We start from the raw sequence: 16221 nt of genomic DNA on the forward strand, positions 1-16221 counted from the left end.
GGAACACCGCAACCCCTGTAGGAGCGAGGCTTGCCCTAATGCCAGTCAGTTAAGGGTAAATCGGACCTGTAGGAGCCAGGCTTGCCGGCGAAGGCGTCCTTAAGAGCGCCTTCGCCGGCAAGCCTGGCTCCTACGAAAAGCGGTTCATTCGCTTAACTGACCGGCATTAAGGCTTGCCCGCGAAAGGGCCGTGACACGCAGCATTGATGTTGACTGACACACCGCCTTCGCGGGCAAGCCTCGCTCCTACAGGAATTGAGGCGCGCGCCCCCTGGCCACAAGGATTTTGGCAACACAACTAAGGACGGTAGTTCGATGAATAATAAGTACAACAATATTGCCTTGCTCTGCGCATTGGCCACACTGGGCACCGCACACGCGGACCCTTACGTGGAAAACGGCAGGGCAGGCGATTCCGATAGCTGGCGCAGCTCGGAGTTCAACGCCGACTGGGGCCTGGGGGCGATTAATGCTCAGGATGCCTACGCCGCCGGTTACACCGGCAAAGGGGTGAAACTGGGGATCTTCGATCAACCGGTTTACGCCTTGCACCCGGAGTTTTCCGGGGCCAATAAGGTGATCACGCTGGTCACCAGCGGCATCCGCGAATACACCGACCCGTACATTCCGGTCAAAGCCGGGGATACCTTTCTCTATGACGGTTCGCCCTCGGTGGGCTCCAACGGCAAACTCGGCGCCCACGGCACCCACGTTGGCGGGATTGCCGCGGGCAGTCGCGATGGCGGCCCGATGCACGGCGTCGCTTTTGGCGCGCAAATCATCAGCGCCGACAACGGCGACCCGGGCCCGGAAGACGGGATCATTCGTGGCAATGACGGCGCGGTGTACAAGGCCGGTTGGGATGCCCTGATCGCCAGCGGCGCGCGGATCATCAACAACAGCTGGGGCATCGGCATCACCGACCGCTTCGACCTAGGTGGTCGGGATCCGGCGTATCCGCACTTCACCGTGCAGGACGCACAACTGCAATTCAACGAAATCCAGACTTTGCTGGGGACCAAACCCGGCGGTGCCTACGACGGCGCCATCGCGGCGGCCCGCAGTGGCATCGTGACGATCTTCGCCGCTGGCAACGACTACAACCTCAACAACCCGGACGCCATCGCCGGCCTCGGTTACTTCGTCCCTGAGATCGCGCCGAACTGGATGACCGTCGCCGCGTTGCAGAGAAACCCGGACACCAGCAGCCCCGACCCTTACAACATCAGCACCTTCTCGTCGCGCTGCGGCTACACCGCGAGTTTCTGCGTGTCGGCGCCGGGCAGCCGGATCTACAGCTCGATCATCAGCGGCACCAATGCCGCTGACCTGACCACCGGCTACGCCAATTACAACGGCACCTCCATGGCGGCGCCACATGTTGCAGGCGCGGTGGCGGTGTTGATGGAACGCTTCCCGTACATGACCGGCGCGCAAGTCGCCAGTGTGCTGCGCACCACCGCCACCGACCTCGGTGCACCCGGCGTCGACTCGCTGTACGGCTGGGGCATGATCAACCTGCGCAAAGGCATCGATGGCCCGGCGATGTTCGTGACCGAGCAGGACATTCCCGAGGAATTCCGCATCGAAGGTGCCTACGGCTCCAGCCAGTTTGTCGCGGACTTGCCAGGTATCGGCGCGATCATCGATGCCGGCAAACCCACCGAGCGTGTGTGCAATGACGTGCACTGTGGACTCGACGTCTGGCGCAACGACATTTCCGGCCATGGTGGCCTGACCAAGCAGGGCATCGGCACACTGGTGCTGACCGGCGCCAACACCTACGCCGGCCCGACCCTGGTCAATCAGGGCCGATTGGCCATCAACGGTTCGCTGCTGTCGGCCGTCACCGTCAATGACAGCGGCATCCTCGGTGGTAACGGCAGCATCGCGGCGCTGACCGCGAAAAGTGGCGGTACCGTGGCGCCCGGCAACTCCATCGGCACCTTGCAGGTGGCGGGCGACGTGACTTTCGAGCCCGGCTCGACCTACGCCGTAGAGCTGTCGCCCACCAGCAGCGACCAGATCATCGCTAGCGGCAAGGCGGTCATCGAAGGCGCGACGGTCAGCCTGTCCCTGGAAAACAGCCCGACATTGCTGACCACCAGCGAAGCGAAATCCCTGCTCGGCAATCAGTACAACATTCTACAGGCGGCCGGCGGAATCGAAGGGCGCTTCGGTGCGGTGGTGCCGGACTACCTGTTCCTCGGCGGCACTCTCGACTACTCGGCTAGCGGCATTCAATTGGCTGTGGAGCGCAACGCGACATCCTTCACCAGCGCCGGGCGGACTCCGAACCAACGCGCCGTGGCCGCTGCCGCCGAGCAATTGGGCGCCGGCAATCCGCTCTACGAAACCCTGCTGCTGTCGCCGACCGCTGCTGTCGCGCAACAAGCGTTCCAGCAACTCTCTGGTGAAATTCATCCGGCAATCGGCACGCTGCTGATCAATGACAGCCGTTACCTGCGTGATGCAGTCGGCGAGCGTCTGCGCGAGCACGATCTGTTCGACGCCGCGGCACCCACCGATGATCGCAGTAACGCTTGGCTCAAAGTGCTCGGCGCTTGGGGCAAGAGCGATGGCGGGCATGACAACGCCAGTTCCAACAGCTCCATCGGCGGGCTGCTGGCCGGTGTCGATGGCTTGATCACTGAAGATACGCGACTGGGTTTCGTCACCGGTTATAGCGACAGTTCGTTGAGCATGGGCGATGGCACACATTCGTCAGCCTCGGTCGACAGCTACCACTTGGGTGCCTATCTGGGCCATGAAATCGACGCGCTGCGCCTGAGCGTCGGTGGCGCTTACAGCTGGCATCGCATCGACGTCAAACGTGACCTGCAATTTAACGGCGTCAGCGGCAAGCAGAAATCCAAACGCGATGCGACCTCCGCGCAGCTGTTCACCGAAGCGGCGTATCGCCTGGACCTGCAACCGGTTGCTCTGGAGCCATTCGTTAACTTGGCTTACGTGCACTTGAACACTGAAAGCTTCAGCGAAAAAGGTGATGCCGCAGCGCTCAAGGGCGGTGAAAACAACCGCGACGTGGTGCTTTCGACTCTTGGCCTGCGGGCGAGCAAAGCCATTGCGTTGTCCGACCAGCAACAGCTGGAACTGTCCGGCACGCTCGGCTGGCAGCACAACCTGAGCAACACCCGTTCCGAAGACCACCTGGCCTTCGTCAACGGCGACACCGCGTTCAGCGTGCAAAGCGTGTCCATGGACCGCGATGCCGCGGTGGTCGGTGCCCGTGCCGGATTGGCGCTGGGCCGCGATACCCGTTTGAACCTGGATTACAACGGGCTGCTCGGCTCTCGGGAAAAAGACCACGGTGTGGGCCTGACCCTGGACTGGCAGTTCTGATTTGACGCTAAGGAAGCAAGAAGATGGGACTGTTTGATTACAAAAATGCCGGCAGTGAGGCCGGCAAAGCGTTGTATTCCGACGCGATCGCGCTGACGCTCTACGCGTACACGCCCACCGGCCAGCCACTGCCGGCGACCGCGTGGGCGCCGATTGGCGCGGCAGCGTTGGGCTATCAGGGCAACGTCGGCGCTCAAGGCACCTTCTATGGCGAGAAGGAAGGTTTCACCAGTGCTGAAGCCGAAGTGCTCGGCAAATACGATGGGGCAGGGAAGCTGATCGGCATCGGTATCGCCTTCCGTGGCACCGGTGGCCTGGGGTACAGCGACACCTTCGGCGACATGAAAAATAACCTGTTGGCCGCGGTCGGTCCGGTGGATTACGCGACGAACTACGCGAAAAACGCCTTCGACACTTTGCTCAAGGACGTCGCCGCGTTTGCCATCGCCCACGGTTTGAGTGCCAAGGACCTACTGGTCAGCGGGCACAGCCTCGGCGGGTTAGGCGTTAACAGCCTGGCGGAACTGAGCGGCAATAATTGGGGCGGTTTCTTCAAGGACGCCAACTACATTGCGTTCGCCTCGCCGACCCAAAGCGCCACCGGCAACAACGTGCTGAACATCGGCTACGAGAATGACCCGGTGTTTCGAGTGCTCGACGGCACCACCTTCAGCAGTGGCTCGCTGGGCAAGCACGATGGTCATCAGGATTCGGCGACCAACAACATCGTCAACTTCAATGACCAATACGCCTCCACCGCGCAGAACCTGGTGCCGTTCAGCATCCTCAACCCGCTGAACTGGTCGGCCCATGGTTCGTTGGGCTATGCCGACGGCTTGAACCGGGTGATCGACTCGCGCTTCTACGACCTTACCGACAAGGACTCGACGCTGATCGTGTCCAACCTGTCGGAATCGTCTCGAGGCAGCACCTGGGTCGAGGACTTGGGCCGTAGCGGTGAACCCCACACCGGCAGCACGTTCATCATCGGCACCGACAGCAATGACTTGCTCAAGGGCGGCGCGGGCAATGACTTCATCGAAGGCCGTGACGGTAACGACCGGTTCCGCGATGACGGTGGCTACAACCTGCTGCTGGGGGGCAAGGGCAGCAATACCTTCGAACTGCAGAAGCCGTTGCAGAACTTCAGCTTTGCCAATGACGGCGATGGCACGCTGTATGTGCGCGACGCCTACGGCGGCATTAGCATGACCCGCGACATCGGCGCGCTGGTGAGCAAGGAGTCGGGTTCGTGGTGGGGGAGCAAGGACATCACCTACAACGTCACCGCCAATGGCCTGCTCCATGGCAGCGAACTGACGCACTACAACCATTCGATCAACGGCGATGCCTACGGCAACACGCTGGTGGCCAGCGTCGACGGTGACTGGCTGTTCGGCAACGCCGGCGACGATCTGCTGCGCAGCGACAAAAGCGACGTGACCTTCGTCGGTGGCGCAGGCAATGACGTGATGCATGCCTCGGGGGGCGGCAACACCTTCCTGTTCAGCGGCGCCTTCGGTTTCGACGCGATCAATGGCTACCAAGGCAGCGACAAACTGGTGTTCATGGGCGTCCAGGGCGCGGGGCAGGGGTATGACTTCACTCAGCACGCATCACAGGCCGGCAACGACACTGTGCTCAAGATTGGCGATTACGCCGTAACGCTGGTGGGCGTAGGTCTGGATAATCTCTCCGCTTCGGGAATTACGTTTGCGTAAAGGCTGCATGCACTGAATGCTCCGGGGCGCCTCGTCAGTGAGGCGTCCTGGTTGTGAGCTATCTCTGACAATTCCAACAAAGAGAGAGGCAATACCAATGGGTGTGTATGACTACAAGAACTTCGATACAGCAGACTCCAAGGCGTTGTTCAGCGACGCCATGGCGATCACGCTGTATTCCTATCACAACCTCGACAACGGTTTCGCCACCGGTTACCAGCAGAACGGCTTCGGCCTGGGCTTGCCGGCAACCCTGGTCACCGCGCTGATCGGCGGCACCGATTCCCAGGGCGTCATCCCCGGCATCCCGTGGAACCCCGACTCGGAGAAAGCCGCACTTGAAGCGGTGCAAAAGGCCGGCTGGACGCCGATCACCGCCGCGCAACTGGGCTATGACGGCAAGACCGACGCTCGCGGAACCTTCTTCGGCGAGAAGGCCGGTTACACCAGCGCCCAAGTGGAGATCCTCGGCAAGTACGACGCCCAGGGGCATCTCACCGAAATCGGCATCGCCTTTCGCGGCACCAGCGGCCCGCGAGAAATCCAGATCGGCGACTCCATCGGCGACGTGATCAACGATCTGATGGCCGCGCTAGGGCCCAAGGATTACGCAAAAAACTACGCGGGCGAAGCCTTCGGCAATTTGCTCGCTGACGTTGCAGCATTTGCCCAGGCCAATGGCTTATCGGGCAAGGACGTGCTGGTCAGCGGCCACAGCCTCGGCGGATTGGCGGTCAATAGCCTGGCGGACTTGAGCAGCGATAAGTGGTCCGGGTTTTACCAGGATTCCAACTACATCGCCTACGCCTCGCCGACCCAAAGCAGCACCGACAAAGTGCTGAACATCGGTTATGAAAACGATCCGGTATTCCGTGCCCTCGATGGCTCGTCGTTCAACCTGTCCTCGGTAGGCGTGCACGATGCCGCCAAGGATTCGACGACCGATAACATCGTCAGCTTCAACGACCACTACGCCTCGACGGCGTGGAATGTGCTGCCGTTCTCGATCCTCAACATTCCCACCTGGATTTCGCACCTGCCAACCGCTTACGGCGACGGCATGAACCGGGTGATGGAGTCGACGTTCTACGACCTGACCAGCAAAGACTCGACCATCATCGTCGCCAACCTCTCGGACCCGGCGCGCAGCAACACCTGGGTCCAGGACTTGAACCGCAACGCCGAAACCCACAAGGGCAGCACCTTCATCATCGGCAGCGACGGCAATGACCTGATCCAGGGCGGCAAGGGCAACGACTACCTGGAAGGCCGCGACGGTAACGACACCTTCCGCGATGGCGGTGGCTACAACATTCTGTTGGGCGGCAAGGGCAGCAACGTTTTGGACCTGCAGCAGTCGGTGAAGAACTTCGTCTTCGCCAATGACGGTGCCGGCAACCTGTACGTGCGCGACGCCAATGGCGGCATCAGCATCACCCGTGACATCGGCAGCATCGTCACCAAGGAGCCGGGTTTTCTCTGGGGCGTGTTCAAGGATGACGTGACCCACAGCGTCACCGCCAATGGCCTTGCGTCCGGCGGCAACCTGACCCAGTACGCCTCAAGCGTGAAGGGCACGATCGGTGCCGACACCCTCAACGCGCACGCAACGGGTGACTGGATGTTTGGCTTCGATGGCAACGACCATTTGCTCGGCAGCACCGGCAACGACGTGTTTGTCGGCGGGGCGGGCAACGACCTGATGGAGTCGGGCGGCGGAGTCGATACGTTCCTGTTCAGCGGCGCGTTTGGCCAGGACCGGGTGGTGGGTTATCAAGCCAACGACAAACTGGTGTTCCTCGGGGTTCAGGGCGTTTCGCCGAACGATGATTATCGGGCCCATGCCACGGCGGTGGGGCAGGATACGCTGCTGACGTTCGGCAGTGATTCGGTGACCCTGGTGGGTGTCGGGCTGGACAGTTTGTCCGGTAGCGGGATTGTGATCGCCTGAGTTTAGCGGGGCACCTGTCAGGGCCCTATCGCGGGCAAGCCCGCTCCCACAGTGGTTGGTGATGTTCACAAAATCTGTGTCCGCATCAAATCCCTGTGGGAGCGGGCTTGCCCGCGATGAACGATAACGCGGTAAACCTGCCTGTCTACGTGACCCGTCGGTCACCCTCGAACTCCAATACCTGCACCAACAGGAACTGGCACTAAACCATCAGCCCATTCGCGCGTTATACTATAACGCAGGTGCTGCATGCCGCCATTGAGTACAGGAGATTTTGCAACGTGAGTAACAGCAAGAGGTTCACCTTCGGTTTGGCGCTGGCCTTGTTATCGGCAACCGCCGCCGCAGAACTGCCTCAAAGCTCGATTCTGACCCGTTACGGGGTCACCTCCGATCAACTGCCGAAACCGGCGGCGATCGAAACCACCAAACCCGCCAAGCCCATCGAAGAAAAAAGCCGCTTTCAGGTCCAGCCGGAACAGCCTTGGGTGACAGTGCGCCTGGGCGACGGCAAACAACCGGAGAAGACCGGCAATATCAGCATTGATCGTTCAATGCAGCAGGAACGGGAGCGTTGCCAGCGGATGCAGGAACGACTGATCGGGCGCGCAGGGCCGTCCTTCTCCTGCGATAACAGCATTCCAGGGACTCACTGAGCAATGACCGAAACGGGCGTTGCCAGGCTAAAGAAACAGAGCCGAGCCCACTGACCACCACATGAGTGACTGATATGACCCTATCCACAAGCGTGGCCGGGCAGGCGGGAAGTGTTTCTTCTGCGCTTGCCTCCAGCGCTGCAAAAACCACCAGCCGGATGCTCGCCATCGATGCCCTGCGCGGCTTCGTCATGCTCTGTATGCTGGTCGACCATGTGCGGGAAACCTTTTTGCTGCACCGTCAGGTGACCGACCCGATCGACGCCTTGAGCGTTACCCCGGACCTGTTCTTCACCCGACTGCTGAGCACAATCTGCGCCCCGGTGTTCATCTTCCTCACCGGTTTGTCGGCCTGGCTCTACAGCCAGAAACACACGGCCAACGAGACGTCGGTGTTCCTGCTCAAGCGCGGGCTGTTCCTGGTGTTTCTGGAGCTTACGTTCGTGTGCTTCGCCTGGAACGCCGAGTTCCCGCCCAAGACGTTGTGGTTGCAAGTGATCTGGTGCATCGGCATTTGCATGATCGCGCTCGCCGGGTTGCTGCACTTCAAGCGCGGTTGGTTGATCGTGCTCGGGGTAGCGATTGTCGCCGGGCACAACCTGCTCGACGGCGTGACCGTAGGGCCGGAGTCGCCGTTCTACGTGCCGTGGTCGATCCTGCATCAGCGGGTGTTCATCGACATCACCGAGTTCACTCGGGCTCGCACGACCTATCCGGTGTTGCCGTGGATCGGGGTGATTCTGTTGGGCTGGGCCATCGGGCCATGGTTCGGTAAGGACATGGAACCGGCCGAGCGGATTTCGCGGTTACTGAAAGTCGGCGTCGGCCTGCTGGTGGCCTTCGTGTTCATCCGCTACTTGAATGTTTATGGCGAGAAGCCTTGGGTGCAAACCGGTGAGTCGTTGCGCACTTTCATGAGTTTCCTGAGCGCGAAGAAGTACCCGCCATCGCTGATGTTCCTGATGCCGACGCTTGGCCTGGGGTTGATTCTTTTGGCGTTGTTCGAGAAAGCCCAGGATCGCTGGTCCACCGCGACCTTGGCGATCTACGGCGGTGCGCCGATGTTTTTCTATTTGCTGCACCTGTACGTGCTCAAGGCGATGTACCTGGTGGCCGTCGCGATTTGGGGCACCAATCAGGGCACTTATTATGGCTTCGATAACCTGCCCATGGTCTGGCTGTGGAGCGTGATCCTCGGGGTGTTGCTGTTCTTCCCGACGCGCTGGTTCGCCAATCTCAAGCAGCGCCGTCGCGACATCGCGATTCTCAAATATCTCTGATTCCTATTTGCTGTTCGAACCCAATGTGGGAGCGGGCTTGCTCGCGAAAGCGGTGTGTCAGGCAACATCAATATTGACTGTGCCGCCGTCTTCGCGAGCAAGCCCGCTCCCACACGTTCTGCGTTTTAACTTACCGGCTTGCGGGCAACCCGTTCAGGGCTCAGTCTTCCTTGCGAACCGTGGCCACTTCATCGGCCCGGACTTTAACCTTCGCCCCGGAAATATCTTCAAATTCGTAGAATCCATCCTCGGTCTTGGTGTTCGGCATGTCCTTGGTCAAATACTGAGTGCCGTTCTGCAGGGTCACGACCGTTGGCGTCGAGCAACCGGCCAGGGCCAGAAAGGCCGCTACTGCCAGGGGTAAACCCAGAGTCTTGATATTCATACACACCTCTCCATCACTCAAAAAAAACAGCACGAACGCCTCGCTCGAGATCGATCGTCACTGTGCCTCTAACGCGGTTGGTGCGATGGAATGGCAGAAAGTTCGATGGTCACCCGAAAATTGCCGAATAGCGTCGCCACTGATCCTTTTCCATTTGCACCGGGTGGGGCATAGCTGGTATCTGTACGCATAACCAGTACTCGCTTGCCATGGCCCTTTTGCCCGTGATTGTAAATCCTCTCGACGACCCGTTCTATTACTTGAACAACTTCATGCAAGTGCTTGATTGGCTTGAGCATCGTTATGCCGATGTACTCAGCATCGAAGAACAGGATTTCATCCGCGACTTCAATCGACTGCCCCGCGAGTCTCAGGCCTTGCTGGTCAGACTGGTGATGCGCAAGGGCGTGCATTTCAGGGCTGGCAAACTGAGTTACGTCGAGATCGGCGACATCGACAGTGCTGCGGCGCCGCTGTTGGCATCGGGCTGGGTCGATGAGCAGTCGTCATTGCACATCGAGGACTTGTTCGAGGTGCTGCTCAAGGCCGAGATTCTCCAGTGCTTTGGCAGCGCCATCGATCAGCCCAAAGGTAAAAAGACCGATTGGTTGCCGGCCCTGAGCGAGCAGTTTCCCGAAGCGCAAAGTTTTGCCCAATGGTGTCCGGCACTGAATGACCGGTTGTTCAGTCTGACCGTCATGGGCCTGTGCGACCGGCTGCGACTGATGTTCTTCGGCAACCTTTACCAGGACTGGTCGGAGTTCGTGCTGGCCGACCTGGGCATCTTTACCTATGAAAAAGTCGAGTTCTGCGCCGAGTCCCGAGGGTTGCGCAGTCGCGAGGATGTCGATGCCTGCCTGTTCCTGCACAGCTGTCAGCAGCGTTTCGAGGCCGGTGAAGAGGTGGCGGCGATTGTCGAGCAGATCAACGGGCTGCAGCTCGGCAATCCCTGGCTGCAAAAACGTCGGGGTAAACTGCTGTTCCAGATCGGTCAGCACTGCGAGCGCGTCGCGGATTTTTCCACCGCCCTGAGCCTCTACCGCGAATGCGCCTACCCCGGCGCGCGTCTGCGGTTGATTCGGGTGTTGGAACGTTGTGCTGAATATCAACTGGCGATGGACCTGGCCACTCACGCCGAGCAAGCCCCTGAAAGCGCCGCCGAGCATCAGCATCTATCGCGTGTGCTGCCCAGGCTGCGGCGCAAACTGGGCGGGCCGCCGATCAAGCGACCAGCCCCTCGGGCCATGCAGCGTCTGGACCTGCAACTGCCCCGGCACGATCCGGCGTTGTCGGTGGAGTCTTATGTTCAGGCGCACCTGGCAGACGATTCAGCGCCGGTGCATTACGTCGAGAACAGCCTGATCAACTCACTGTTCGGGCTGTTGTGCTGGCCGGCGATCTTCGCGCCGTTGCCGGGGGCGTTTTTTCACCCGTTCCAGCGCGGGCCGGTGGACCTGCTCAACGAGGACTTTCATGCACGGCGCGCGGAGCTGTTTCAGACCTGCCTCGCCGAACTCGATGACGGGCGTTATTTGCAAACGGTTCGCGAGCGTTACAGCGCCAAGTGGGGCGTGCAGTCACCGTTCGTATTCTGGGGCGCGCTGAGCGAGGAACTGCTGGAGCAGGCGCTCGATTGTCTGCCCGCCGAACACCTCAAGCACTGGTTCAATCGATTGTTGCTCGACATCAAGGCCAACCGCGCCGGCATGCCGGACCTGATTCAGTTTTGGCCGCAAGACAAAACCTACCGGATGATCGAAGTCAAAGGCCCCGGCGATCGGTTGCAAGACAATCAATTACGCTGGCTGGAGTTCTGTCACGAGCACCAGATGCCGATCGCCGTGTGCTACGTGCAATGGGCGGAGCAGGGCGCGTGAGCTACAGCATTGCGGTGCGGGCGCTGTGTGAATTCACCGCCAAGGTCGGCGACCTCGACCTGCGCTTCACCCCGTCACCGACGGCGCTGGAAGGCATCGTAGGGCATCGCACCGTGGCGTCACGGCGCAGCGAGGGTTATCAGAGCGAGGTCGCGCTTGAGGGCCAGTATCGAACTTTGACCGTGAAAGGCCGGGCGGACGGCTACGATCCGGCGCAAAGCTGCCTCGAAGAAGTCAAAACCTACCGTGGCGACCTGAGCAAGCAACCGGCCAACCACCGGCAGCTGCATTGGGCGCAGGCGAAGATCTACGGTGGGTTGATGTGCCAGAAGCTGCAGTTGGAGCAGATTAATCTGGCGCTGGTGTACTTCGACATCGTCAGCGAAAAGGAAACCTGCCTGGTCGAGGCCTTCAGCGCCGCCGAATTGCAGCTGTTCTTCGAACACCACTGCGGGTTGTTCCTGCATTGGGCCGAGCAGGAAATGACCCATCGCGAAGGGCGCAATCTGGCGGCACAACGGTTGGCATTTCCCCATGCCGATTTTCGTCCCGGGCAACGGCATCTGGCTGAGTCGGTGTTCAAGGCTGTCAGCACCGGTCGGTGCCTGATGGCCCAGGCACCGACCGGTATTGGCAAGACCGTTGGCACGCTGTTCCCGATGCTCAAGGCGCTGGCGCCGCAACAACTGGACAAGGTGTTTTTCCTCACGGCGAAAACCCCGGGGCGCAAATTGGCGCTGGACGCCGCTCAGGTCATCCTCGACAGCGCCGACGCTCCACCGTTGCGAGTCCTCGAGATGATCGCCCGGGACAAGGCTTGCGAGCACCCGGACAAAGCCTGCCACGGCGAGTCGTGCCCGTTGGCCCAGGGTTTTTATGATCGTCTGCCGGCCGCGCGTCAGGCCGCCAGCCAACTGAGCCTGCTGAACCAGAGCGCCTTGCGCGAGGTCGCCCTGCAGCATGAGGTTTGCCCCTACTACCTGAGCCAGGAAATGGCCCGCTGGGCGGACGTGGTGGTCGCCGACTACAACTACTATTTCGACTTCAGTGCGTTGCTGTTTGGGTTGGCCCAGGCCAATAACTGGAAAGTCGCGGTGCTGGTGGACGAAGCCCACAATCTGGTGGAGCGCGGCCGGCAGATGTACAGCGCCAACCTTGACCAGGCGACGTTGAACAGCGTGCGAAAAACCGCGCCTGAGCCACTGAAGAGATCCTTGCAGCGGGTCAATCGCGAATGGAATGCCCTGCATGATCAGCAACTGAGCCCCTATCAGGCCTACGACAAAGCCCCGGAAAAACTGCTTCAGGCGCTGTCCTTATGCTGCGCAAGCATCGGCGACTACCTGAACGATCACCCTCAGGGCCTGGACAGCGGCTTGCAGGGTTTTTACTTCGACATGCTGCAATTCGGCCGCGTGGCTGAACTGTTCGATGAGCATTTCCTGTTCGACATCAGCAAACGCGACCTCGAGCGCAAGCGCAACCTGTCGCAGCTATGCCTGCGCAACGTGGTGCCCGCCGCTTTCATTCACCCGCGCCTGACTGCTGCGCGTAGCACTGTGCTGTTTTCCGCCACCCTGAGCCCTCGGCATTACTACGCCGATTTACTGGGAACACCGACGAATACGGTCTGGATTGATGTGGAGTCGCCGTTCAGCGCCGAACAGCTGCAAGTGCACATCGTCAGCCAGATTTCGACCCGTTATGTCCACCGTCAGGCATCCCTTGAACCCATTGTCGAGCTGATCGCCAAACAGTTCACCCAACGCCCCGGCAACTACCTGGCGTTTTTCAGCAGCTTCGATTATTTGCAGCAAGTGGCACAGTTGCTGGCCGAGCGGCATCCGCACATCACGCTATGGTCGCAGTCCCGGGGAATGGGAGAAGGGCCGCGTCAGGCGTTTCTCGATCAATTCACCGTCCATAGTCAGGGCGTAGGGTTTGCGGTGCTGGGTGGCGCATTCGGCGAAGGCATTGATCTGCCCGGCGCGCGGTTGATTGGTGCATTTATTGCCACCTTGGGGCTGGCGCAACTGAATCCGGTCAACGAACAGATGAAACAGCGCATGGCGGCGATTTTCGGTGCCGGGTATGACTACACCTACCTGTTTCCTGGCGTGCAGAAAGTGGTGCAAGCGGCAGGGCGGGTGATCCGCACTCAGCAGGATCAAGGGGTGGTGATGCTGATCGATGACCGGTTTGGCGAGAGCAAGGTCAAGCAATTGCTGCCGCGCTGGTGGTCGATGAAACCGGCGCTTTTTTAGCCTGCTGTGTAGCGCCCCCAAAGATCGCGTTTTTTTGAATTTCCAAACCTGCGGTTTGTCGCATACTCCAGAAGAACAACAACAAGGACAGGGATCCATGAGCGATGACCGGACCAGGATCAATAGCATCGAGGAGATGCGCTTTCGTCTGCTGATCGATGCTGTGATCGACTACGCGATCTACATGATTGACCCCGATGGCATCATCACCAGTTGGAACGCTGGCGCCAAGCGTTTCAAAGGGTATGAGGAAGCGGAAATTCTCGGTCAGCATTTCTCGCGTTTTTATACCGAAGAGGACCGCAAGGCCGGTTTGCCTCAACGCGCCCTTGATACCGCCATTCGCGAAGGACGTTTCGAGGGCGAAGGCTGGCGGGTTCGCAAGGACGGCACGCATTTCTGGTCCCACGTCATCATCGATCCCATTCTCGATCCGTCGGGCAGATTGCTGGGTTTTGCCAAGATCACCCGGGATCTGACCGACCGCAAAATGGCCGAAGAGACCCTCAAACAAAGCGAGCAGCAGTTCCGGCTGCTGGTGCAAAGCGTCACCGACTACGCCATCTACATGCTCGCCCCGGATGGACGTGTGACCAACTGGAACCTGGGGGCCCAGCGAATCAAGGGTTACCGGCCTGAAGAAATCATCGGCCAACACTTCTCGCTGTTTTACACCCCTGAAGACCGCGAAGCCGGTGAACCGCAGCGGGCGCTGGACATTGCGATTCGCGAGGGGCGATTCGAAAACAAGGCCTGGCGCGTGCGCAAGGATGGCACGCGGTTTCTGGCACATGTCGTGGTCGACCCGATCAGGGGCGACACCGGCACGTTGCTGGGATTTGCCAAGATCACTCGGGATATTACCGAAGCGACACAAGCCCAACAGGTACTTGAGAAAACCCGCGAAGCATTGTTTCAGGCGCAGAAAATGCAGGCCATCGGCCAGCTCAGCGGGGGGATTGCCCACGACTTCAATAATCTGCTGACCGTTATTCTCGGCAATCTGGAAATCGTTCGTAAACGTGCGGTAGACGACCCGAGAATTACCCGTTTGCTCGACAACGCTACTCAAGGCGCCTTGCGTGGCGTTTCCCTGACCCAGCGTATGCTGGCGTTTGCCAGGCGTCAGGAACTCAAGACCGAATCGGTCGAGATACCGACGCTGATACAGGGGATTACCGGGCTGTTGCGCAGCTCTCTGGGGCCTGCGGTAATCATAGAAACCCGCTTTTCGCCTGAACTTGAACCGGCCATGGCCGACGTCAATCAGCTCGAACTGGCGGTGTTGAACCTGGCGACCAATGCCCGCGATGCCATGCCCGACGGTGGAAAACTTGTCATCAGCGCCCAAACCGAAGAAATCCACGATCAGCCGCAATTGTCCCTGGCGCCAGGCCGCTATGTCTGCCTGAGTGTCACGGATACGGGGGAGGGCATGGATGACGCTACGTTGGGGTCAGCAATGGACCCTTTCTTCACCACAAAAGGTGTCGGCAAAGGCACTGGCCTGGGGTTGTCGATGGTTCACGGGTTTACTGAACAACTGGGTGGGCGCTTCATCTTGAAAAGCCAGAAAGACGTCGGCACCACTGCCGAACTCTGGTTACCCGTTGCGCTAGCCAACTCGACCACTGAACCCGCTACCGAGGAGACAGCCATGTCGCGGGTGCCTCGTCTGTGTGTGTTGGTTGTGGACGACGACAGTCTGGTGTTGACCAGTACCAGCCTGTTGCTTGAGGACCTGGGTCATCGGGTGATCAGTGCAGCGTCGGGTGCACAGGCACTGGGGCTGTTCGACTGCGAGCACGACTTTGATCTGGTCATTACGGACATGGTCATGCCCAAGATGAGTGGCGAGCAACTGGCACAGGCTATTCGGGTGATAAGGCCACATCTGCCGATCATCCTCGCCACCGGTTACGCCGAGCGCCTGGAAGGCTTCGCGGCCAGACTTCCGCGCCTGTCCAAGCCTTTTACCCAACTTAATCTGGTGGAAGTTATTGCGCTGGCGATGAAGTGAGTCAGGTAGCGAAAATCCTGTAGGAGCGAGGCTTGCCCGCGAAGAACGATGACGCGTAATACCTGAAAAACCGCGGTGCATTCTTCGCGGGCAAGCCTCGCTCCTACAGGGTATGCGTCTTAACTCACCGCTATCAAGCAGCGAGATTGGGCGCGCCCAGCTCTTTTTTGTAGCGGGCTTTCAGGCTTTCCATCTCCGCACCCAATTCGTCGAGTGTCGTTTTGCCCAGTAGCTTTTTGGCCTGAGGAAACATTTCCTTTTCCTCTTCTTCAATGTGATGTTCCAGCAACTCCTTGACCACTTTCACTCGACCGGCAAATTCGAGGGTGGAAGGATCAGTGGTTTTCAGGTCTGGAAGCACCAGCGTATCGACGGTGCGATGTTCTTCCTTGGCTTCGTAATACATCACGTCCTGTTCCTTGCCCCCGGCTTTTTTATACGCCGGATACAAGACTTCCTCTTCCAGACGGGTATGGATCTTGATTTCCATGTCCAGTTTGGCCAGCAACTCAGTGCGCTTTTTAACCCCACGCTCGGTGGACTCGCTCAACTGGGCCAGGATGCCTTTTACGCGTTCATGGTCGGCTTTCAACAGGTCAATGGCGTTCATGGTCAAACCTCTTGTTTAGTCACGGGTCAGGCGCAAACGGTCTTCCTGCCGTTGTCGCTCACACTGCTGGAGCATTTCCCGTGCCTGTTTCAAA

Annotated in this window: 10 protein-coding genes; 8 read left to right on the top strand and 2 right to left on the bottom strand. The window is 59.6% G+C overall.

Translation table 11 applies throughout. From position 1 onward, the window contains the following. The first annotated feature begins 315 nt into the window (after positions 1 to 315). The 5 genes from F6R97_RS00665 (at position 316) to F6R97_RS00685 (ending at position 8971) form a co-directional block, all read left to right on the top strand. Positions 316 to 3363, top strand: coding sequence for an autotransporter domain-containing protein (locus F6R97_RS00665; RefSeq protein ID WP_315865819.1), 3048 nt, complete (start codon positions 316 to 318; stop codon positions 3361 to 3363). Between the two features lie 23 nt (positions 3364 to 3386). Continuing rightward, positions 3387 to 5084 carry a polyurethanase gene (locus tag F6R97_RS00670; RefSeq protein WP_315865820.1) on the top strand — a complete coding sequence of 566 codons (1698 nt, stop codon included), beginning with the start codon at positions 3387 to 3389 and terminating at the stop codon, positions 5082 to 5084. 97 nt (positions 5085 to 5181) lie between these two features. Further along, positions 5182 to 7035, top strand: coding sequence for a polyurethanase (locus tag F6R97_RS00675; RefSeq protein WP_048393461.1), 1854 nt, complete (start codon positions 5182 to 5184; stop codon positions 7033 to 7035). Between the two features lie 281 nt (positions 7036 to 7316). Continuing rightward, positions 7317 to 7691 (top strand): hypothetical protein, encoded by a 375-nt coding sequence (locus F6R97_RS00680; RefSeq protein ID WP_048393459.1) that lies wholly within the window; start codon positions 7317 to 7319, stop codon positions 7689 to 7691. Between the two features lie 74 nt (positions 7692 to 7765). After that, entirely contained in the window at positions 7766 to 8971 is a 1206-nt protein-coding gene (locus F6R97_RS00685; RefSeq protein ID WP_048393457.1) for a DUF1624 domain-containing protein, read from the top strand. Positions 8972 to 9131: 160 nt separating this feature from the next. Here the strand turns inward: F6R97_RS00685 and F6R97_RS00690 are convergent, their stop codons facing one another. Then, positions 9132 to 9356 (bottom strand): YgdI/YgdR family lipoprotein, encoded by a 225-nt coding sequence (locus F6R97_RS00690; RefSeq protein WP_038983339.1) that lies wholly within the window; start codon positions 9354 to 9356, stop codon positions 9132 to 9134. A 209-nt stretch (positions 9357 to 9565) separates the two neighbouring features. On the opposite strand from F6R97_RS00690, the gene F6R97_RS00695 reads away from it, so the two are divergent. From F6R97_RS00695 to F6R97_RS00705, 3 genes are all read left to right on the top strand, one after another. Next, entirely contained in the window at positions 9566 to 11233 is a 1668-nt protein-coding gene (locus F6R97_RS00695; protein ID WP_048393455.1) for a VRR-NUC domain-containing protein, read from the top strand. Then, on the top strand, positions 11230 to 13497 hold the full coding sequence (locus tag F6R97_RS00700; protein ID WP_315865821.1) for an ATP-dependent DNA helicase: 2268 nt from the start codon (positions 11230 to 11232) through the stop codon (positions 13495 to 13497). The genes F6R97_RS00695 and F6R97_RS00700 overlap by 4 nt, the downstream gene beginning before the upstream one ends. A 97-nt stretch (positions 13498 to 13594) precedes the next feature. After that, positions 13595 to 15517 (top strand): PAS domain-containing sensor histidine kinase, encoded by a 1923-nt coding sequence (locus tag F6R97_RS00705; RefSeq protein WP_048393451.1) that lies wholly within the window; start codon positions 13595 to 13597, stop codon positions 15515 to 15517. 133 nt (positions 15518 to 15650) lie between these two features. On the opposite strand, the gene F6R97_RS00710 is transcribed toward F6R97_RS00705, so the two are convergent. Beyond that, entirely contained in the window at positions 15651 to 16127 is a 477-nt protein-coding gene (locus F6R97_RS00710; RefSeq protein ID WP_315865822.1) for a hemerythrin domain-containing protein, read from the bottom strand. Positions 16128 to 16221: the final 94 nt, after the last annotated feature.

This window comes from Pseudomonas sp. JV414 (genome assembly GCF_032424305.1).
Classification (GTDB): domain Bacteria; phylum Pseudomonadota; class Gammaproteobacteria; order Pseudomonadales; family Pseudomonadaceae; genus Aquipseudomonas; species Aquipseudomonas lini.

Bases quoted from the DNA above. Each gene is read 5' to 3' on its own strand.
- F6R97_RS00665 (WP_315865819.1), top strand. From the start codon at position 316: ATGAATAATAAGTACAACAATATTGCCTTGCTCTGCGCATTGGCCACA.
- F6R97_RS00670 (WP_315865820.1), top strand. From the start codon at position 3,387: ATGGGACTGTTTGATTACAAAAATGCCGGCAGTGAGGCCGGCAAAGCG.
- F6R97_RS00675 (WP_048393461.1), top strand. From the start codon at position 5,182: ATGGGTGTGTATGACTACAAGAACTTCGATACAGCAGACTCCAAGGCG.
- F6R97_RS00685 (WP_048393457.1), top strand. From the start codon at position 7,766: ATGACCCTATCCACAAGCGTGGCCGGGCAGGCGGGAAGTGTTTCTTCT.
- F6R97_RS00690 (WP_038983339.1), bottom strand. From the start codon at position 9,356: ATGAATATCAAGACTCTGGGTTTACCCCTGGCAGTAGCGGCCTTTCTG.
- F6R97_RS00695 (WP_048393455.1), top strand. From the start codon at position 9,566: ATGGCCCTTTTGCCCGTGATTGTAAATCCTCTCGACGACCCGTTCTAT.
- F6R97_RS00705 (WP_048393451.1), top strand. From the start codon at position 13,595: ATGAGCGATGACCGGACCAGGATCAATAGCATCGAGGAGATGCGCTTT.
- F6R97_RS00710 (WP_315865822.1), bottom strand. From the start codon at position 16,127: ATGAACGCCATTGACCTGTTGAAAGCCGACCATGAACGCGTAAAAGGC.